The organism is Sphingomonas sp. (assembly GCF_036677245.1).
Taxonomy (GTDB): Bacteria; Pseudomonadota; Alphaproteobacteria; order Sphingomonadales; family Sphingomonadaceae; genus Allosphingosinicella.
This window is the reverse complement of record NZ_JAKFCG010000055.1, coordinates 12,240-32,052: the sequence shown is the minus strand read 5'-3', so window position 1 is coordinate 32,052 and position 19,813 is coordinate 12,240. Positions and strand designations below refer to the sequence as shown.

Below are 19,813 nucleotides of genomic sequence, written 5' to 3'. Positions count from 1 at the left end.
TCCTCAGATCGTCTGGGTCGTGTCGGTGACGCCCTGATCGCCGGCGGGCGCCGGAGCGTCGCCGATCGCGGGAGCCGGATCGGCGATCTCCGGCACGGTGCTTCCTGGCTCGCGCGAGACGCGGACGATGAACTTGCCGGGGATGCGCATGTCGAACCGCACCAGCCCGCGGCCGAGCAATTGCGACTGCCGGTCCATCTGCGCGAACCGCGTCAGCGCGCGCGCCGCGGTCGCCTCCCCCTCCGGCAGCGCGAGCAGCTCGCCGGAATGGAAGCGGATGTCCCAGCGCCGTCCGCCGACCCAGGTGGCGCCCTCGACGATCGGCTTCAGCGCCGGTGCGCTGTCGAGCAGCCGCGCGAGCTCGCCGGCATGATGGTTGGCGGCGGGGCCGATCACCAGCGGCAGGTCGGGCATCGCTTCCAGCTTGACCTGCTCGAGCACGACCCCGTCGCGGTCGATCAACGTCAATTGTTGGTTATATTGCCAGATCGCCGCGGGCCGCCGCTCGACGATGTCGACGACCAAAGTGTCCGGCAGCCGGCGCGAGACGCGCGCATCCTGCACCCAGCCGTAGCGCAGCAGGCGCGCACGCGTGCCGTCGAGATCGACAAGCGGCATCGGCCGCTCGAGCTGGTCTTCGGCGATGCGGTAGACCAGCATCGGATTCATCCGGTTGAGACCCTTGGACTCGATCCGGTTGACGGTGAAGCCGGCACGCCCGATCGCTTCGCCGATCTCGACCCCCACCATCTGCGGGACGCGGAGCGCCGCGAGCACCGCGATGCCGATCGCGACCAGCATCGCGACCAGCAGCCAGCTGCTGACTCTTCGCACCGTCTCGGCCGGCAGCGGCAAGGTGTCTAGCATTGCGGCCTGCGCTTTGCGGGAGGAGCCGCCGCGCGGCGTCGAGCGCGTCTGCGACTTGCGTTTCGCGCCGGAGCCGCGGCCCGAGCCGGCGCCCGAACCTGCGGTGGCCTTTGCGCTCATAGCGCCAGCTCCACGATCTTCTGCACCAGCTCTGCATAGCTCATCCCACGATAGCGCGCCTGCTCGGGAACGAGGCTGAGCGGAGTCATGCCGGGCTGGGTGTTGACCTCGAGCAGATAGAGGCCGTCGGTGCCGCGAGCTTCATCCCATCGGAAGTCCGAGCGCGACGTGCCGGCGCAGCCGAGCAATTGGTGCGCGCGCAACGCCATCGACAGCGCCTCGTCCCGAACGTCGTCGGGGATCTCCGCCGGGCAGACATGCTCGGTCAGCCCGTCGGTATATTTGGCGTCATAATCATAGAAACCCGACTTCGGCCGAAGCTCGGTCACGGCGAGCGCCTCGTCGCCGATCACGGCGGCGGTGAGCTCGCGTCCCGGAATGAACGGCTCGGCGAGCAGCCGCTCGAACTTCTGCCACGGCCCCGCGCTGTCGCGGCCGATCGGATCGCCGTAATTGCCCTCGGCGGTGACGATCGCCACGCCGACCGACGAGCCCTCGTTGAGCGGCTTGAGCACATAGGGACGCGGGAACGGATCGCCGCGATAAAGCTCCTCGCGCGTCACCACCTTGCCCTCGGGCATGCGGATGCCGTGCGGCACCAGCGCCTGCTTGGTCAGCTCCTTGTCGATCGCGATGACCGAGGTGACGAGGCCGCTGTGGGTGTAGCGCAGCCCCATCAGGTCGAGCATGCCCTGGATCGAGCCATCCTCGCCCGGCGTGCCGTGCAGCGCGTTGAACACGACGTCGGGCTTGGCTTCGGCAAGCTTCACCGCGACGTCGCGGTCCATGTCGATCCGCGTGACCCGGTGGCCGAGGCTCTCGAGCGCATCGGCGACGCCCTTACCGCTGGTCAGCGACACGTCGCGCTCGGCCGACCATCCGCCCATCAGCACTGCGACATGAAGCGTCATTGCGCGGTCCCCACCCTTTGAATCTCCCATTCGAGCATGATCCCCGAAGCCGCCTTGACCCGGCGGCGGACCTCCTCGCCAAGCTGCTCGATCTCGGCAGCGCTCGCCTTGCCAAGGTTGAGCAGGAAGTTGCAATGCTTTTCAGAGACTTGGGCATCCCCGATCCGAAGACCGCGACAACCGGCGCGATCGATCAGCTGCCACGCCTTCTCGCCCGGCGGGTTCTTGAAGGTCGAGCCGCCGGTTCGGCTGCGCAGCGGCTGGCTCGCCTCGCGCTCCTCGGCGATGCGGTCCATCTCGGCGCCGATCGCGGCCGGATCGCCCGGCGTCCCTTCGAACAGCGTCTCGACGACGATCGCGCCCTCGGGCGTCTCGCTGTGGCGGTAAGAATAATCGAAGCGCGCCACGGGCCAGGTCTCGACCCGCCCGTCGCGCAGCACCAACGTCGCCTCGACCAATATGTCTGAAACCTCGCGGCCATAGGCGCCGGCGTTCATCCGCACGGCGCCGCCGCCGGTGCCGGGAATGCCGCGCAGGAATTCGAGGCCGACAATGCCCGCGTCGCGCGCCTTGCTGGCGATGGTGATGCCCATCGCCGCGGCGCCGGCGCGGATACGATTGCCGGGCTCGACCTCGACCGCCGCGAAGGCCTTGGGCAAGCGCACGACGACGCCGCTCACGCCGCCGTCCCGGACGATCAAATTCGATCCCACCCCGACCGCCATCACCGGCACGGCCGGGTCGAGCGCGGCGAGGAAGCGCGAGAGGTCGGCAACGTCGCGCGGGCGAGCGAGCCACTCGGCCGGACCGCCGGTGCGGAACCAGGTGAAATCGGCAAGCGCACCATTCGCCTCGAGCGTCCCCGCCAGCGCCGGAAGCGTGGATTTCAGCGCGGCCGCGCTCATCTCGCGAGCCTCGCCTGGCGGACCTTTTCGGCGAGCCCCGCCGCCCATTTGGTGATGTCTCCGGCCCCAAGACAGATGACCATATCGCCTCGGGCGGCGATATCGCGCAGCTGCCGGGCGAGATCGTCGGGCCCGTCGACGGTCTGCGCCGCGCGATGGCCGCGCTCCTTCAACCCCTCGACCAATGCTTCCGCATCGACGCCTTCGATCGGCTCCTCGCCGGCCGGATAGACCGGGGCGACATAGACGATATCGGCGTCGTTGAACGCGCCGTGGAAGTCGCTCATCAGATCGCGCAGGCGGGTGTAGCGATGCGGCTGGACCACCGCGATCACCCGCCCCTCCGCGCCTTCGCGCGCCGCCGCGAGCACCGCCTTGATCTCGGCAGGATGGTGGCCATAATCGTCGATGATCGTCACGCCTTCGACCTCACCGGCTTTGGTGAAGCGCCGCTTGACGCCGTGGAAGCGCGCGAAACCGGTCGCGATCACCTCGTCCGGGATGCCGAGCTCGAGCGCCACCCCGATCGCGGCGAGCGCATTCTGGACATTGTGGCGCCCCGGCATCGGCAGCTCGACGCCTTCGATCATGCGGGTTTCGCCGTGCCGGTCGCGGATGCTGACGTCGAAGCGGTTGCCGCCCGGAAAGGGCGTGACATTGTCGCCGCGAATGTCGGCCTGTGCGGCAAAGCCGTAGGTGACGATGCGCCGGTCGCGCAGCCGCGGGATGATCGCCTGCACTTCGGGATGGTCGACGCACAGCAGGGCCGCGCCGTAGAAAGGGACGTTCTCGACGAATTCGACGAACGCGTCCTTGACCCGGTCGAAGCTGCCGTAATGATCGAGATGCTCGGCATCGATGTTGGTCACGACCGCAATCGTGCCGTCGAGCCTGAGGAAGCTTCCGTCGCTTTCGTCGGCTTCGACGACCATCCACTCGCCGTTGCCGAGCCGCGCGTTCGAGCCGTAGGCGTTGATGATCCCGCCGTTGATCACCGTCGGATCGAGACCGCCGGCGTCGAGCAAAGCGGCGACCATCGAGGTGGTGGTGGTCTTGCCGTGCGTCCCGGCGATCGCGACGGTCGATTTGAGCCGCATCAGCTCGGCGAGCATCTCGGCGCGGCGCACGACCGGCACGCGGCGCTCGTACGCGGCCTCGACCTCGGCATTGCCGCGCTTGATCGCCGTCGAGGTCACGACCACCGCGGCGTCGGCGAGATGGGCGGGATCGTGGCCGATGTGGACCGTGATCCCGCGCTGGCGAAGACCCTCGATGACGTAGCTTTCGGCGACGTCGGATCCCTGCACCTTGTAGCCGAGGATATGCATCACCTCGGCAATCCCGGACATGCCAATGCCGCCGATGCCGATGAAGTGGATTGTGCCGATGTCAGCCCCGACACCCCTCATGCAAAAGCGCCTTGCGCAACCGGCCCATTCGCCTTCCCCTCCGCGGCCAGCGGATTGGCGGGTGACGCGCCGCCGACCCGCTCGACCAGATCGGCAAGGTCCTTGGCGGCGTCCGGGCGGCCGACCTCCTTGGCGCGGTCGGCGGCTTTGGCGAGCGCTGCCGGATCGAGCCCGAGCTTCTGCATCTGCTTGGCGAGCTCGATCGGGTTGAACTTGCTTTGCGCGATCATCCGCGCGCCACCGGCTTTGGCCATTTCGCGCGCGTTTGCGGTCTGGTGATCGTCGGTCGCCGACGGCAGCGGGACCAGGATCGCCGGGCGCCCGGCCGCGGTCAGCTCGGCGATCGTCGACGCGCCGGCACGGGCGATGACGAGATGCGACCAGGCGAGCCGGTCGGGAAGGTCGGGAAGATAGGTGGCGAGATCGGCGGCGATGCCGAGCTGCGCATATTTGGCGCGGACCTGCTCGATATCCTCAGCGCGGCATTGCTGGGTCACCTGCAGCCGGCGCCGGAAATGCTCGGGAAGCAGCGCCAGCCCGTCCGGGACGACGCCCGACAGGATGGTGGCGCCCTGGCTTCCGCCGGTGACGAGCACCCTGAACACGCCGTCGTCGTCGAGCGGCGGGAAGGGCTGGTCGCGAAGCATCAGCACCTCGTCGCGCACCGGATTGCCGACAAGGTGGGTCTTGGCGAGGTGGTTCGGCGACAGGCGATCGACGTTCGGATAAGCGGTCGCGACCGCGTCCACCCCGCGCGCCAGCAGCCGGTTGACCCTGCCGAGCACCGCATTCTGCTCGTGGATGAGGGTGGCGATGCCGTCCCTGCGCGCGGCGAGCAGCGCAGGAAGCGCGGGATAGCCGCCGAAGCCGATCACCGCCGACGGCCTGAAGGTCTCGTACATGCGCGACGCCATCGCCCGCCCGGCGAGGATATTGCGCACCCCCTTCACCCAGGTCAGCGGGCCGCCGAACCGGCCAGCCGGCAGGACATGGACCGGGACCCGCTCGAACAGGCCCGGAATGCGCGCGCCGCGATCGTCGGTGATCAGCGCGACATGATGGCCGCGCGCCATCAGCTCGTCGGCGAGCGCATGCGCGGGGATCATGTGGCCGCCGGTGCCGCCGGCGGCGAGGACATAGTGGCGCGAAATCATCGACCGCTCCATTTGACGACATAAGGCGAGCGGTGAAGATAGGGGTTTCGCCGGGTGAAGGCGAGCAGCAAGCCGAAGCCGATCGACAGCGCCACCATCGACGAACCGCCGTAGCTGATGAACGGCAGGGTCATGCCCTTCGACGGCGCGATATGGACGTTCACCGCCATGTTGATCAGCGCCTGCAGGCCGAACTGGCAGACCAGGCCGGCGGTGGCGAGGACCAGGAACAGATCCTCCTCGTGGAGCAATTTGATCAGCACCCGCGCGACGATCACCAGATAGATGATCGCAATCGCGACGCAGGCGACCATGCCGAACTCCTCGCCGATCACCGAGAAGATGTAATCGGTGTGCGGCTCGGGCAGCCCGAATTTGCGCGTCCCCGCACCCGGGCCCATGCCGAACAGGCCGCCGGAGGTCAGCGTCCGCAAGGCGCTGTCGACCTGGTAGGTGTCGGTTTCGCCGGTCGCGAACAGGAAGGCATCGATCCGCGCGGTCGCGACCGGGTAGAAGAGATAGGCGAGGATCAGCCCGACCAAGGCGGCAAGCGCGAGTAGCCCGAGTACGCGCATCGACACCCCTGCCAGGGTCAGCAGCATGACCCAGGCAGCGGCGAAGATGATCGTCTCGCCGAAATTGGGCTGGCGCATCAGCAGCACCGCGATGATCGCGGTGAGCAGGCCGGTCAGCGGTACGATCGGCAAGCTCTTGTCATGCTCGCGCAGCGACAACAGCCAGGCGAGCGTCACGACGAACAACGGCTTGAGGAACTCCGACGGCTGGAACTGGAGAAAGCCGAGCCCGATCCATCGCCGCGCACCGTTCACCTCGGTGCCGATGATCGGCACGAACACCAAAAGCAGGGTGAACAGGGCGGCGCCGGCAAGGCTGAGACGCCGCGCCATCGGCCTGGAGAGCATCGAGACGCCGACCATCACCGGCACGGCGACGATGATCCAAATCAATTGGCGATAGAAATAATGGAGCGGCGCGAAGCTGACGTTGCCGCCCGAATAGCGCAGCGCCGCGGCCGGCGAGGCGGCGGCGACGGCGACCAGCCCGATCGAGATCAGCACGACGACGAGCAGCAGCAGGACGCGGTCGATCTCCCAGAACCAGCGGCCGAGCGCGCTGCGGTCGGACCGGCCGAGGCGCGGCGGCATCGACTTGCGGCGGGCGGCCCCGTCCTGCTCCCTCACGTCCATGGCAGCGCCCCGACCGCGGCGCGAAAGGCCTCGCCGCGCGCCTCATAATCGCTGAACTGGTCGAACGATGCGCAGGCGGGGGAGAGAAGGACAATCTCGCCGGGCCGTGCCGCCCCCGCCGCCGCCTCGACCGCGCGATCGAGCTCGCCGCATTGCTGCACCGGCATCCGGTCGGCGAGCAGGCTGGCGAACATCGGCCCGGCCTCGCCGATCGTATAGGCGGCCCGGACATGGCCGAAAAAAGGGTCGCAGGCGGTGAGATCGTCCGATTTGGCCCGCCCGCCGAGGATCCAGTGGAGCCTTTTCTCCGGATTGGGCGGAAATGCGGCGAGCGCCGGGGCCACCGAGGTCGGGTTGGTCGCCTTGCTGTCGTTGACGAAGACGATGCCGTTCTTTTCGGTGATCCGCTCCATGCGATGCGGCAGGCCGGGATAGCTGACCAGCGCGTCGGCGATGACGTCGTCGTCGATGCCGAGCCCACGCGCGACGGCGACCGCAGCGGCGACGTTCTGCGCATTGTGCGGGCCCTGCAGCGCCGGCCATTTCGACTGATCCTTGACGTCGGTCGATTCGACCAGCACCCGCTCGCCGGTGAGCTGGCCGGCGATCGCCCGGGTATAATCGTCCTCGGTCGCGACTATCGCCAGATGCTCCGGCGACTGCATCGCGAACAGGCGCGCCTTGGAGGCCGCATAATCGTCGATGCCGTCATAGCGGTCGAGATGATCCGGCGTGACGTTGAGCAGCACCGAGATGTCGCAATCGAGCGTCTGGGTGAGGTCGATCTGATAGGAGGAAAGCTCGAGCACATAGACGCCGCCGTCCGGCAGCGGATCCTGGGCGAGGATCGGAAGGCCGATGTTCCCGCCCATCAAAGCCGGCAGGCCGGCCGATTTGACGATGTGATGGATCAGCGCCGTGGTGGTCGACTTGCCGTTGGTGCCGGTGATGCCGACGACGCGGTGCGGCGGCAGATCGGCCCGCGCCTGGGCAAACAATTCGATGTCGCCGATCAGCGGCACCTTGGCGGCGCGCGCGCGCTCGGCGATCGGGTGGCGGTTGATCGGCACTCCGGGCGAGACGACGATTGCGCTATAGCCGTAGATGGACGTGGCCAGCGGGTCGGCGAGCCGCGCCTTGTCAGCGACCGAGGCGCGGCGGTCGGCATCCGTGTCCCACGCCATCACATTGGCGCCGCTCGCGACCAGTGCGTCGACGGTCGCGCGTCCGGAGCGGGCGAGGCCCAGCACAGCATAATCTCGTCCGGCGAAGACCTTGCTCGTGATCATCGCAACTTGAGGGTCGACAGCCCCGCAAGCGCGAGGACGAAGCTGATGATCCAGAAACGGATCACCACGGTCGGCTCGGACCAGCCCATCTGCTCGAAATGGTGGTGGATCGGCGCCATCTTGAACACGCGCCGCCCGGTCCTCTTGTAGAAGAACACCTGGATGATCACCGAGAGCGCTTCGAGCACGAACAGCCCGCCGATGATGCCGAGCACGATCTCATGCTGGGTGGCGACAGCGATCGCGCCGAGCGCGCCGCCGAGCGCGAGGCTGCCGGTATCGCCCATGAAGACCGCCGCCGGCGGCGCGTTGAACCAGAGGAAGGCGAGCCCCGCGCCGATGATCGCCGAGCATAGAACGGTGAGATCGCCGGCGCCGAGCACGTGCGGGATGCCCAGATAGCGCGAGAAGACGACGTTGCCGACGAGATAGGCGATGACCAGGAAGGCGAGGCTGGCGATGATCACCGGCATCGTCGCAAGCCCGTCGAGCCCGTCGGTGAGGTTCACCGCATTGCCGGCGCCGACGACGATGAACGCTGCGAACAGGATGTAGAAGGGGCCGAGATCGACGACCGGGCCGCGGTAGAAGGGAATGTAGAGCTCGGTGCCGGCGCCGTAGGTGATCACCCAGCAGCCGATGCCGGCGACGACGAACTCGGCCAGCAGCCGCGCCTTGCCGGACACCCCTTTGTGGCTGCGCTTGGTGACCTTGTCGTAATCGTCGAGGAAGCCGATCAGCCCGAAGCCGACGGTGATGAACAGGCAGGCCCAGAGATAGCGATTGGAGAAATCCATCCACAGCAGCATCGCGACCGTGACGCAGGTCAGGATCATCAGCCCGCCCATCGTCGGCGTGCCGCGCTTGGCGAGATGGCTCTGCGGCCCATCCTCGCGGATCGGCTGCCCCTTGCCCTGCCGGACGCGCAGCCAGCCGATGAACTTGGGGCCGATCAGCAGGCCAAGGAACAAGGCGGTTGCGGTCGCCGCGCCGGCGCGGAAGGTGATGTAGCGAAAGAGGTTCAGCACCCCCGGAAAACCAAGCTGTTCGGCAATCCACAGAAACATCAGCTTTTCCCGCCTGCCAGCACTTCGACGACGGCGGCAAGTCCCACCGAGTTCGATCCCTTGACGAGTATCGCGTCGCCTGGCGCGAGACGATTGCGCAATGCGTCGATGGCGGAGGCCGCGTCGGGCACATGCGTCATTTTAACTTTTTGGCCAAGCGCTTTCGCGAGCGCCGCCATTTCCTCGCCGACGAGCAATGCGAAGTCGACCCGCGCGGCCTCGATCGGCGCCGCGAGCGCGGCATGGAAGGCGGCCGATTGCTCGCCGAGCTCGCGCATTGCGCCGAGCACCGCGATCCGGCGGACCACCCCCTTCTCGCGCTCGAGCGTCTTCAACGTCGCGGCCATCGACGCGGGATTGGCATTGTAGCTTTCGTCGATCAGCAACGCCTCGCCGCCGTCCAGCGCGATCCGGTGCCGCTCGCCGCGTCCCTTCAGCCCGGCCATGTCGGACAGCGCGAGCCCGGCGGCGGCGAGGTCGCCGCCCACCGCGTGGACCGCGCCGATCACCGCCAGCGCGTTCGACACCCAATGATCGCCGAGCTGCGAAATGGTGAAGGTGAGCTCCGCCTCGGGCAGCGAGGCCGAGACGAGCGTGCCGCGCTCGGCCGCCGAGACGCTGTCGCGGGCGCGAATGTCCGCTCCTTCCCCGTGTCCGAAGGTCCAGATCCGCGCGGCATGCGGCCGCGCGGCGGCGACCAGCCGATCGCGATGCGGGCTGTCGTACGGGATGATCGCCGTCCCGCCCGGCTCGAGCCCCTGGAAAATCTCCCCCTTGGCATCGGCGATCGCCTCGTCGCTGGCGAAGAATTGGCGATGTGCGGGGGCGATCGCGGTGACGATCGCGACGTGCGGGCGGACCAGCCGGGTCAGCGCCGCGAGCTCGCCGGCGTGGTTCATCCCCATCTCGAAGACGCCGCTGCGCGCCTCGCGCGGCATGCGCGCGAGCGACAACGGCACGCCGGTGTGGTTGTTGTAGCTCTTGAGCGAGCGATGCGCGCTGCCCGGCGCCGCCCGGTCGAGCGCGGCAAAAAGCGCTTCCTTGGTGCCGGTCTTGCCGACCGATCCGGTCACGCCGAAGATGTGGGCGGCGCTGCGGGCCCGCGAGGCGCGGCCGATAGAGTCGAGCGCTGCATTGGTATCGGCGACGAGGACGTGCGGTCCCGCCACGGGGCGGCTGACGATCGCCCCTGCCGCGCCGGCGGCGTAAGCGCCCTCGACGAAGCGATGGCCGTCGTCGCTCTCGCCCTTCATCGCAATGAACAGGTCGCCCGCCTCGATCTCGCGCGAATCGAAGGCGACGCCCTTGACGGCGAAGTCACCCTCGACATGGCCCCCGGTCGCTTCGGCAAGCTCCTGCGCGGTCCAGAGCGGCTTCACGAGGCGCACTCCCTCGCGACGCCGACGTCGTCGAACGGCAGGATGCGCTCGCCGATGATCTGGCCTTGCTCGTGCCCCTTGCCGGCGACGAGGATGATATCGTCCGCGCTCGCCTCGGCGATCGCGGCGGCGATCGCTTCGCGCCGGCCGGCAATTTCGCGCGCGCCCGGCGCCCCGGCCAGGATGGCGCGGCGGATGACGGCCGGATCCTCGCTGCGCGGATTGTCGTCGGTGACGATCGCGAGATCCGCCATCCGCGCGGCGATCTCGCCCATTTCGGGGCGCTTGCCGGTGTCGCGGTCGCCGCCGGCGCCGAACACGATGATCAGCCGGCCCTTGGCGTGCGGCTTGAGCGCCTCGATCGCCGATCGCAGCGCGTCGGGCGTGTGCGCGTAATCGACGTAGAGCGGCGCCCCGGCACGGGTGATGACGGCGCGCTCGAGCCGGCCGCGCACCGGCTGCAGGCGCGCAAGATCGGTCAATGTCCGCTCGACGTCGCCGCCGGTGGCGATCACCAGCGCCGCAGCGGTCAGCGCATTGGCCGCCTGATAGGCGCCGATCAGCGGGATCGTCACCTCGCGCTCCTGCCCGTAGACGACGATCGTCAGCCGCTGGCCGAGCTGGGTCGGGCTGCGGCCGACCAGCTTCAAGGTCTCCCCGTTCGTACCCACCGTCAGCAGCCGGAGGCCGCGCTCGCGACAGCGCCGCGCCACCTCCTCAGATCGCGGATCGTCCATCCAGATCACGGCCGAGCCGTCGGGCGCGACCACCTCGCTGAACAGCCGCATCTTGGCTTCGAAATAAGCGTCCATCGTGCCGTGATAATCGAGATGGTCACGGCTGAAATTGGTGAAGGCCGCGGCCTGAACCGGAAGCCCCTCGGTGCGATATTGGGCAAGCCCGTGGCTCGAGGCCTCGAACGCCGCGTGGGTGACGCCCTCGCGCGCCAGGCCACCCATGTTCGACAGGAAAGTGACGATATCCGGCGTCGTGAGGCCGGTGCTGGCCTGATCGTCGGCGGTCGTGACCCCGAGCGTCCCGATCGAGGCGGCATGATGGCCGGCCATCCGCCACAGCTGGCGGGTCAGCTCGACGTTCGATGTCTTGCCGTTGGTGCCGGTGACTGCGACCACGACCGGCGGGAACGGCTTGAAGAAGCGCGCGGCGAGTTGCGCGAATGCGCGGCGCGGCTCGTCGGCGGCAATGTGCACCGCACCCGGCACCGCCACCTCCGGCGCGGCGACGACCGCGACCGCGCCCGACGCGACCGCATCGGCAATGAAATCCTCGCCGTTGAAACGGCTGCCCTTGAACGCGCCGAAGACGGTGCCGGGGGCAACCTTGCGGTGGTCGATGGCAAAGCCGGTGACCTGAGAATCGGATTCGATCCCCGCAAGATCAGCCAAGCGCATCGCTCAATGCGCCTCGGGGCGAACGAAAGGCAGCACCTCGGAGAGATTCGCGTCGCGGCGGCTGTCGGGCATGACGCCAAGCATTGGTGCGATCCGACCGACCACTTTCGAGACCACCGGCGCGACGTTCCACCCGGCGGTGTGGAAGCCGAAAGTCTCTGCGGTCGCTTTGGGGTCGTCGAGCATGGCGACCACCACATAGCGCGGCTCGTCCATCGGGAAAACGCCCGCGAACGTCGTCACCACCGCGCCGCCGGTATAGCGGCCGGCGACGATCTTCTCCGCGGTGCCGGTCTTGCCGCCGACGCGATAGCCAGGCGCGTCGGCCTTCTTGCCGGTGCCGTGGGTGACGACGAGACGCATCAGCGAACGCATCTTGTACGACGTCTCTTCGCTGAACACGCGCTGGCCCTCGGGCACGGGATGGCGGGCGCCCACCTTGAGCAGGGTCGCCGGACGCCACAGGCCGCCGTTGAACAAAGAGGCATAGCCGCTCGCGAGGTGGAGCGGCGTGACGGCGATGCCGTGGCCGTAGCCGACCGTCATCGTCGCCACATTTCCCCAATTGGCGCCGGGGGTCAGCGTCCGGCCGCGCTCCTTGAGTTCGATCGCGACCTTGTCGAGGAAACCCATCTTGCGGAGGAACTCGCGCTGCCGCTCGCCGCCGACCTGCGCGGCGATCTGGGCGGTGCCGATGTTCGACGATTCCTTCATGATCTCGGCGACGCTGGCACGGCGCCCGAACGGATGGGTGTCGGTGATCGTGAAGCCGCCCGCCCTCAGCCCGGCCGGGCAATCATAGGTCTGGCCGAAGCTGGTGATGACGCCGGCATCCATCGCCATTGCGACGGTGAATGGCTTGAACGTCGAGCCCAGCTCGTAGACGCCCAAAGTGGCGCGGTTGAAGCGCGCTTCCATCGAGCCGTGCCCGGGAACGTTCGGATTGAGCTCGGGCAGCGACGTCAGCGCGAGCACCTCTCCGGTCTTGATGTCCATCACGATGCCGGCGGCGCCGATCGCGCTGAACCGGGCCATCGCTGCGCCGAGCTCGGCCTCGAGCGCCTGCTGGACTCGCGCGTCGAGCGAGAGCTCGAGCGGCTGCCCGCGCGACGCCGGGTTGGAGAGGCGATCGTTGAACGCGCGCTCGATCCCGGCATCGCCGTTGCCGTCGACGTCGGTGAAGCCGAGGACATGCGCGGCGAGGCCGAGGTTGGGGTAGAGGCGCTCGGGCTCGCGCTGGAAGACGATCGCGGGCTCGCCCAAAGCGTTGGCGGCGGCGACCAGTTCGGGGGCGGCGCGACGGCTCAGATAGACGAAGCTTTTCCCCGACCGCAGAATCTCCTGATATTGCCAGGCGCTGCGCTCGGGCATCAGCTCGGCGAGCTTCGCCGCCAGCTCGTTGGGGTTGCCGAGTAGGCGTTTGGGGTGGATCGCGATCGACCATGCATCGATCGTGCGGGCAAGCGGAATGCCGTTGCGATCGACGATGTCGGCGCGCGCCGGGATCAAGGGGTCGGCGATCGCCTGGCCGCTGGAGCGGTCGCTCAACAGCTGCAGCAGGACCAGCCGGCTGACGATCAGCAAGGTGACGCCCGCGAACACCAGCATCACCAGCATCAGCCGATGGTAGGTCAGGGCCAGTGATTGGTGCCGATCGGCGGGGACGAGCGCCCGCCCCGGTTGCACCGCAATTGCGGTCATTGCCCGCCCGTGCCCGCTTCGATTCTCGCAGCAGCGCTGATTTCCCTGGCGAGCCGGTCGTCGAGACGAGGCGCGGACTTGGCCGCGCGTGGCGCTTTCGCGGCTGGCATCGCTTTGTCGTCCCCGAGCGGCTTTGCGGCGCCGAGCGGTTTCGCGGCCGCGAGCGGCTTGGGCTGCAGCAGCTTGGCCGGGCCGACGGTCAGGCTCGCGCGGCGGACCATCGGACGATCCGAAACCGCCGGCTCGATCCCCGCCGCGGCGCGGACGACCGGCGCCTCGGCCTTCCTGCTCTCGACAGGCCCGACCTGCATTGCTGCCATTCGGACCGCGGCCCGCTCTTCGATCGTCGGGCCGCGCTGATCGAAGCGCGCGAGCTTCATCTCATTGTCGAGGAACTGGCCGGACGCAGGCGCGGCGAGCGCGAGCACCTCGGCGTTCCACTGCTCGAGCTGCGCCATCCGCCCGCGCGTGCCCAATTCGGTCTGGAGCGAGCGAATCTCCGATTTGGCCGCGACGATCTGCCGTTCGACTCGCGCCAGCTCGGCGCGTTCGGAGGCGACGTTGAGCGACAGCATGTAGCAGCCAAGGGCGGCGCCGCCGACAGCGGCAACCCATCCAACGGGTTTGAAACCCGGAGCCATCATCGTTGCTTTCCTTGTTTGTGGCTTGGTTTGGAATGGCCGAGCGGCGCTTCGGGCCAGGCGGATGCCGCGGTGCGGCGGGCGACGCGCAAGGTCGCGGAACGCGCGCGCGGATTGCGACGCACTTCGGCTTCGCCGGCGCGGATCGGCTTGGCGACGGCCTCGAAGCTCGGCGCGCGGCCCTCCGCCTGTTCCGGCCGGTGCCGCGATGCGGCCGGGACGGCGCCGCTGCGCTCGCGCAGGAAGCGTTTGACCAGCCGGTCCTCGAGACTGTGAAAGGTCACGACGGCAAGCCGGCCGCCCGGCTTGAGCACGTCCTCGGCCGCGGAGAGGCCGCCTTCGAGCTCCTGCAGCTCGTCGTTGAGATGGATGCGGATCGCCTGAAAAGCGCGCGTCGCCGGATCCTTCTTGGCACCGGGCTTGTGGCCCACGGCCCGGCGGACGATCTCGGCCAGTTGCCCGGTCCGCTCGATCGGCCGCGCGGCGACGATCGCGCGCGCGATGCGCCTCGATTTCGGCTCCTCGCCATAATGATAGAGGATGTCCGCGATCTCGGCTTCATCGGAGTGGTTGATGAAGTCGGCGGCGCTCTGCCCCGCTTTCTCCATCCGCATGTCGAGCGGCCCGTCGGCCTGGAAAGAGAAGCCCCGCTCGGCCTGGTCGAGCTGCATCGACGAGACGCCGATGTCGAGCGTCACGCCGTCGACCGCTTCGACACCGAGACGCAACAGCGCCTGACGCATCCGGGAAAAACGCTCCGGCACAAGCGTCAGGCGCGTCCCGCTCGCGTCCACGAGGGATTGACCCTCGCGGACAGCATCGGGATCTCGGTCAAAAGCAAAGACTTGGGCACCGCGTGCGAGCATCGCCTTGGTGTAGCCGCCGGCACCGAACGTGCCGTCGACGTGCAACTCGTCCGGCTCGATCGCCAGCGCTGCGATGACTTCGTCGAGCAGCACCGGGACATGCGGCCGCGACTCCGCGCCGAGCGCAGCGGTTTCGGGAGCGGCGCTCATGCGCTGATCCCCCGCTCTTCGAGGCGATAGGCGGCGAGCTCGCGCAGATCCTCGTCGCCGCTCTTGATCGCGATCAGCGGGTTCCAGATCTCGAACGTGCCGCCGACGCCGACGAACAGCGCCAGATCCTCGATCTGGCCTTTGCGGCGGATCATCGGGGGCAGGATGATGCGGCCGCTGCTGTCGTAGGGAACGTCTTCGGTGAGGCCGAACGTGCGGCGGGCGCGGGCATAATGCGCCTCCGGGACGCCGCCTGCCTCCTCCTCCTTGAGGCGGCGGCGCTCGTTCTCGAGATAGAGGATCCGCGCATAGCCGCGGTCGTAGGCGGTGAGGCAGGGGTCGACCTCGTGCCCGCCGATCACCACCGCCTTGGCGTCCGAACGGCGCTCGATCACTCCACGGATGAACGCCGGCACGGAAAGACGCCCTTTGGCGTCCACCGCTGTCAGCGCGCTGCCGTTGAAGAGATGATCCAATTCCAAGCCGCTTCCCCGGACAAAGCCCTCCTGTTCGCGGCGAATGCCTTCGCACCCGCGCGTCATCTGTCGGCCAACAGGAAGTGCCCCAAACTCTAAGGTCCGGTGGATAACAGGATAAGCATTGGGATGGAAGGGGTTTTCATGCCGTACGTGGGGATTTCATGCCAATAGATGGAGTCAAGGCATGTATTCATGGTTTGTTCTAGATAGAGTTCTATCCTCGTTCCTGTTGGAAGCCCTGTGGATAAGTCTGGGGAAGCGGTCGCTCTCGATCCTGCGGACGGCCGGCGCGAGATCGACGATGCGAGTCTCGGCTCGGGAGACCTTGAATAGAGCCCGATTCACGCTTTCGGCGGAAGCGCGAAGCGCTTCGACCTCAGAGGATCACACCCTAGCGCCTTATTATCGCCCCGCTCCTGCCGCGTCGGCGAGCGTGTTGGAATCGGCGTTGCCCGGCGCAACGCCAAGCTCGGCGAGCGGCTCGGTCGGTTCCGCCTCCTGCGCGTCGCCCGCGCTGCCGTCGACGCTTTGCTGCTCGATGCTGTTGGCCGTGATCGGCCGTTCGTCGCTCGCGCTTCTGAACACCGCGCCCAGCAGGACGAGGACGAAGACGAACGCCAAACCCGTCAGGCCGATGCGAACGCGCTGCATGTGCGTGAGATCTCCCGCCCCTTGCGACGCCAAAAGTAACGAATTGCGACGCGCTTGTCGAACTCCGGCTTTTTGCGCAATTGTAAAGTTTCTCTTGACGAGAGCGGTCACACTCGGGGAAGGGGCCCGCTATGCAGAAAATTCTTCGTGTGCTCACCGCCGCCTCAGTCGCGGCACTCCTCCCACTCGCGGCCTGCAATCAGGAGCCGGAGGTCATCAACTCGGGTCCGCCGGATACGCAGGCGAAAGAGCTCGCTGCTGCTGCGCCGGTCGAGCTTCCGCCCTCGATCGTCGCCAGCCGCACCTACCGGTGCAAGGACAACAGCCTGGTCTATATCGACTTCATGAGCAACCAGCAGGCGAGGTACCGCACCACCAAGGGGGGTGAACCGACCGTCCTGACCTCCGCGGCGGCCGGCGAGCCTTATGTCGCCGACGGCTATTCGGTGAGCAGCAGCGGCACCGAAATCAACCTCACCGCGCCCGGCAAGGGCAGCCAGAGCTGCAGGGCGTAAGCGCAGCTTTTCCTGGGTCTCAACAGGCCGGCCGATGATTCGGCCGGCCTTTTTCATGCGCCCAGCATCGCCGCGGCGCTACGCCATCAGGCTGGAGCATCCGCCGCCGCCCCGGCCATGGCGTCCAACCGCCGCTGCATCTCCTCGGGTGCGACATCCTCGATGTGCGTCGCGAGCGACCAGCGGTGGCCGAACGGATCGATTAGGGTCCCCGTCCGGTCGCCATAGAACTGGTCCTCGACCGCCCGCTCTTCACGCGCCCCGGCGCTCAGCGCGCGGGCGAAGGCGAGGTCGACATCGGTGACGTAGAGCGCGAGGCTGACGCTGGTGCCGCCGCGCTTGGCTGGCCCGACCATCTCCATGTCCGGCCATTCGTCGGACAGCATCACGTGCGAATCGCCGATCTTGACCTCGGCGTGGCCGATCTTGTCGCCCATCGGCAACCGCAGCACCTCGGTCGCGCCGAACGCCTCGCGGTAGAAGGCGATCGCCGCCGCCGCACCGTCGACGATCAGGTAAGGGGTGACGCTATGATAGCCGCTTGGAATCGGATTGACGCTCATGGCAGCGCTCCTCTCTGCTCCAGGGCTGCCAATTATCCGCCTTGCGCCATGATCGCGCAAGCATGGGAGGGGGGAAAGGCGGGTTTGGACAGGCCGGGGATTGGCGTCTCGGTGTCTGCCTCCGCATCGTTCTCGCGGAAAACCCGTTCCCACTTTTCCGCACGATGCTCTGCCTGCGCATCGTTCTCGCGGAAAACCGGTTCCCACTTTTCCGCACGATGCTCTAGAGGCGCGCGATGAGCGAATCTCCGATCACCCCTTCAGTCGTCGCCGAACATGGTTTTTCACCCGAGGAATATCAGCGCGTGCTGCACGCGCTCGGCCGCACGCCGAACCTCACCGAGCTCGGCATCTTCTCGGTGATGTGGTCGGAGCATTGTTCGTACAAAAGCTCGCGCATCCATCTCAAGAAACTGCCGACCACCGGCCCGCAGGTCATCCAGGGTCCCGGCGAGAATGCCGGCGTGATCGACATCGGCGACGGTCAGGCGGCGATCTTCAAGATGGAGAGCCACAACCACCCCTCCTATATCGAGCCCTATCAAGGCGCGGCGACCGGCGTCGGCGGGATATTGCGCGACGTCTTCACGATGGGCGCGCGGCCGGTCGCCAACCTCAACGCGCTTCGCTTCGGCCGGCCCGATCATCCCAAGATGCGCCACCTGATCTCAGGCGTGGTGCAGGGCATCGGCGGCTACGGCAATTGCGTCGGCGTTCCGACCGTGGGCGGCGAGGTCAACTTCCACCGCGCCTATGACGGCAACATCCTGGTCAATGCGATGACGGTCGGCGTCGCGGACGTCGACAAGATCTTCTATTCGGCGGCATCGGGCATCGGCAATCCGATCGTCTACGTCGGCTCGAAGACCGGCCGCGACGGCATCCACGGCGCGACCATGGCGTCGGCCGACTTCACCGAGGACAGCGAAGAGAAGCGCCCGACCGTCCAGGTCGGCGACCCGTTCACCGAAAAGCTGCTGATCGAGGCGTGCCTCGAACTGATGGGCTCGGACGCGATCGTCGCGATCCAGGACATGGGCGCGGCCGGCCTGACCTCGTCGAGCGTCGAGATGGCGTCCAAGGGCGGGGTCGGCATCGAGCTCGACATGAACGCCGTCCCCTGCCGCGAGCAGGGCATGACTCCTTACGAAATGATGCTGTCCGAGAGCCAGGAGCGGATGCTGATGGTCCTCAAGCCAGGCCGCGAGGCCGAGGCCGAGGCGATCTTCCGCAAGTGGGAGCTTGATTTCGCGGTGATCGGCCGGGTCACCGACACCGGCCATATGGTGCTCAAATGGAATGGCGCGGTCGCCGCCGACATTCCGCTCGCGCCGCTCGCCGACGAAGCACCGCTCTACGATCGGCCCTGGGTCGCCACGCCCAAACCGGCTCCGCTTGAAAATGCTCCCGACACAAAAGACGCGGCCGCCGATCTGGTCAGGCTGATGGGCTCCCCGGATCTCGCCAGTCGCCGTTGGATCTGGGAGCAGTACGACCACATGGTCGGCGCGGACACCGTCCAGCGCCCTGGCGGGGACGCGGCGGTGGTGCGGGTGCACGGCACCGACAAGGGCCTCGCCATCTCGACCGACGTGACGCCGCGCTACTGCTTCGCCGATCCGGTCGAGGGCGGGAAGCAGGCGATCGCCGAATGCTACCGCAATCTGTCCGCCGTCGGCGCCAAGCCGCTCGCCACGACCGACTGCATGAATTTCGGCAATCCCCAGCGTCCCGAGATCATGGGCCAGTTCGTCGGCTGCATCGAAGGCATGGCCGAAGCGTGCCGCGCGCTCGACTTCCCGATCGTGTCGGGCAACGTCTCGCTCTATAACGAAACCAAGAATGACGACGGCTCCGGGTCGGCGATCCTGCCGACACCAGCAATCGGCGGCGTCGGCCTGCTCGGCGACTGGCGAAAGTCTGCGACGATCGCGTTCAAGGCGGAAGGCGAGGTGATCTGGATGATCGGCGGCGGCTGGGGCACCCACCTCGGCCAGTCGCTCTGGCTGCACGAAATCGCGGGCCGCGAAGAAGGCCCTCCCCCGCCGGTCGATCTCGACGCCGAACGCCGCGCCGGCGGGGTGGTGCGCGCCGCGATCGCCGATGGCCTGGTCAGCGCGGTCCACGATTGCGCGGACGGCGGCGCGTTGATCGCGATCGCCGAAATGGCGCTCGCCGGCGATATCGGCGCGCAGCTGTCGATCGAGACCGGCGACGAGCCGCTCGCCGCACGCCTGTTCGGCGAGGACCAGGGCCGCTATGTGGTGACAGTCCCCGCCAGCGACGCGCGCGCGATCGAGCGCGCGCGGCAGGCGGGGCTCGAAGTCGTTCGGCTCGGCGTCACCGGCGGCAACCGCATCGCCAGCGAGGGCGACGGCTTCAGTGTCGCGCTCGCGGACCTGCGCCGTGCGCACGAGGGCTTCTTCCCGACCCTGATGGGCCCCGACGCGGCGCTTGCCTGAAGCCCGGGCAGCCCCGCTGCGCTTGGTCTGCGCTCGGCCGCCGCGTAAGGCATAGTGATGGCGG

The 19,813-nt window shown here is 67.8% G+C and carries 18 protein-coding genes; 2 read left to right on the top strand and 16 right to left on the bottom strand.

Annotation, left to right across the window (positions count from 1 at the left end; translation table 11 throughout):
* Positions 1-3 precede the first annotated feature (3 nt).
* From V6M48_RS06210 to V6M48_RS06140, 15 genes are all read right to left on the bottom strand, one after another.
* Entirely contained in the window at positions 4-987 is a 984-nt protein-coding gene (locus tag V6M48_RS06210) for a cell division protein FtsQ/DivIB (RefSeq protein ID WP_332811661.1), read from the bottom strand.
* Positions 984-1,898 (bottom strand): D-alanine--D-alanine ligase, encoded by a 915-nt coding sequence (locus V6M48_RS06205; protein WP_332811660.1) that lies wholly within the window; start codon positions 1,896-1,898, stop codon positions 984-986. Before V6M48_RS06205 ends, V6M48_RS06210 begins: the two co-directional genes overlap by 4 nt.
* Positions 1,895-2,803 (bottom strand): UDP-N-acetylmuramate dehydrogenase, encoded by a 909-nt coding sequence (murB, locus tag V6M48_RS06200; protein WP_332811659.1) that lies wholly within the window; start codon positions 2,801-2,803, stop codon positions 1,895-1,897. The genes V6M48_RS06205 and murB overlap by 4 nt, the downstream gene beginning before the upstream one ends.
* Positions 2,800-4,212 carry a UDP-N-acetylmuramate--L-alanine ligase gene (gene murC, locus V6M48_RS06195; protein ID WP_332811658.1) on the bottom strand — a complete coding sequence of 471 codons (1,413 nt, stop codon included), beginning with the start codon at positions 4,210-4,212 and terminating at the stop codon, positions 2,800-2,802. Before murC ends, murB begins: the two co-directional genes overlap by 4 nt.
* A complete protein-coding gene (gene murG, locus V6M48_RS06190; RefSeq protein WP_332811657.1) occupies positions 4,209-5,366 on the bottom strand; it encodes an undecaprenyldiphospho-muramoylpentapeptide beta-N-acetylglucosaminyltransferase in 1,158 nt (385 codons plus the stop codon). Before murG ends, murC begins: the two co-directional genes overlap by 4 nt.
* Complete coding sequence (locus tag V6M48_RS06185; protein ID WP_332811656.1) at positions 5,363-6,574, bottom strand: FtsW/RodA/SpoVE family cell cycle protein; 1,212 nt, start codon at positions 6,572-6,574, stop codon at positions 5,363-5,365. Before V6M48_RS06185 ends, murG begins: the two co-directional genes overlap by 4 nt.
* Positions 6,565-7,863: a UDP-N-acetylmuramoyl-L-alanine--D-glutamate ligase gene (murD, locus tag V6M48_RS06180; RefSeq protein ID WP_332811655.1), complete on the bottom strand. Its 1,299-nt coding sequence runs from the start codon at positions 7,861-7,863 to the stop codon at positions 6,565-6,567. The genes V6M48_RS06185 and murD overlap by 10 nt, the downstream gene beginning before the upstream one ends.
* Positions 7,860-8,930, bottom strand: coding sequence for a phospho-N-acetylmuramoyl-pentapeptide-transferase (gene mraY / locus V6M48_RS06175; RefSeq protein ID WP_332811654.1), 1,071 nt, complete (start codon positions 8,928-8,930; stop codon positions 7,860-7,862). The genes murD and mraY overlap by 4 nt, the downstream gene beginning before the upstream one ends.
* A complete protein-coding gene (locus V6M48_RS06170) occupies positions 8,930-10,309 on the bottom strand; it encodes a UDP-N-acetylmuramoyl-tripeptide--D-alanyl-D-alanine ligase (protein WP_332811653.1) in 1,380 nt (459 codons plus the stop codon). The genes mraY and V6M48_RS06170 overlap by 1 nt, the downstream gene beginning before the upstream one ends.
* On the bottom strand, positions 10,306-11,721 hold the full coding sequence (locus V6M48_RS06165) for a UDP-N-acetylmuramoyl-L-alanyl-D-glutamate--2,6-diaminopimelate ligase (RefSeq protein ID WP_332811652.1): 1,416 nt from the start codon (positions 11,719-11,721) through the stop codon (positions 10,306-10,308). The genes V6M48_RS06170 and V6M48_RS06165 overlap by 4 nt, the downstream gene beginning before the upstream one ends.
* A gap of 3 nt (positions 11,722-11,724) precedes the next feature.
* Positions 11,725-13,422, bottom strand: coding sequence for a peptidoglycan D,D-transpeptidase FtsI family protein (locus V6M48_RS06160; RefSeq protein WP_332811651.1), 1,698 nt, complete (start codon positions 13,420-13,422; stop codon positions 11,725-11,727).
* Positions 13,419-14,066 (bottom strand): hypothetical protein, encoded by a 648-nt coding sequence (locus V6M48_RS06155; protein WP_332811650.1) that lies wholly within the window; start codon positions 14,064-14,066, stop codon positions 13,419-13,421. Before V6M48_RS06155 ends, V6M48_RS06160 begins: the two co-directional genes overlap by 4 nt.
* The gene (gene rsmH / locus V6M48_RS06150; protein ID WP_332811649.1) at positions 14,063-15,079 is read right to left on the bottom strand and encodes a 16S rRNA (cytosine(1402)-N(4))-methyltransferase RsmH; all 1,017 of its coding nucleotides are present in this window, start codon (positions 15,077-15,079) and stop codon (positions 14,063-14,065) included. Before rsmH ends, V6M48_RS06155 begins: the two co-directional genes overlap by 4 nt.
* Positions 15,076-15,561: a division/cell wall cluster transcriptional repressor MraZ gene (locus V6M48_RS06145; RefSeq protein ID WP_332811648.1), complete on the bottom strand. Its 486-nt coding sequence runs from the start codon at positions 15,559-15,561 to the stop codon at positions 15,076-15,078. Before V6M48_RS06145 ends, rsmH begins: the two co-directional genes overlap by 4 nt.
* Before the next feature lie 399 nt (positions 15,562-15,960).
* Complete coding sequence (locus V6M48_RS06140; RefSeq protein WP_332811647.1) at positions 15,961-16,209, bottom strand: hypothetical protein; 249 nt, start codon at positions 16,207-16,209, stop codon at positions 15,961-15,963.
* 131 nt (positions 16,210-16,340) lie between these two features.
* On the opposite strand from V6M48_RS06140, the gene V6M48_RS06135 reads away from it, so the two are divergent.
* A complete protein-coding gene (locus V6M48_RS06135; protein ID WP_332811646.1) occupies positions 16,341-16,724 on the top strand; it encodes a hypothetical protein in 384 nt (127 codons plus the stop codon).
* Positions 16,725-16,810: 86 nt separating this feature from the next.
* Here the strand turns inward: V6M48_RS06135 and V6M48_RS06130 are convergent, their stop codons facing one another.
* Complete coding sequence (locus tag V6M48_RS06130) at positions 16,811-17,287, bottom strand: VOC family protein (RefSeq protein WP_332811645.1); 477 nt, start codon at positions 17,285-17,287, stop codon at positions 16,811-16,813.
* Positions 17,288-17,523: 236 nt separating this feature from the next.
* Between V6M48_RS06130 and purL the strand changes: the two genes are divergently transcribed.
* A complete protein-coding gene (gene purL / locus V6M48_RS06125; RefSeq protein ID WP_332811644.1) occupies positions 17,524-19,749 on the top strand; it encodes a phosphoribosylformylglycinamidine synthase subunit PurL in 2,226 nt (741 codons plus the stop codon).
* The last annotated feature ends 64 nt before the right edge of the window (positions 19,750-19,813 follow it).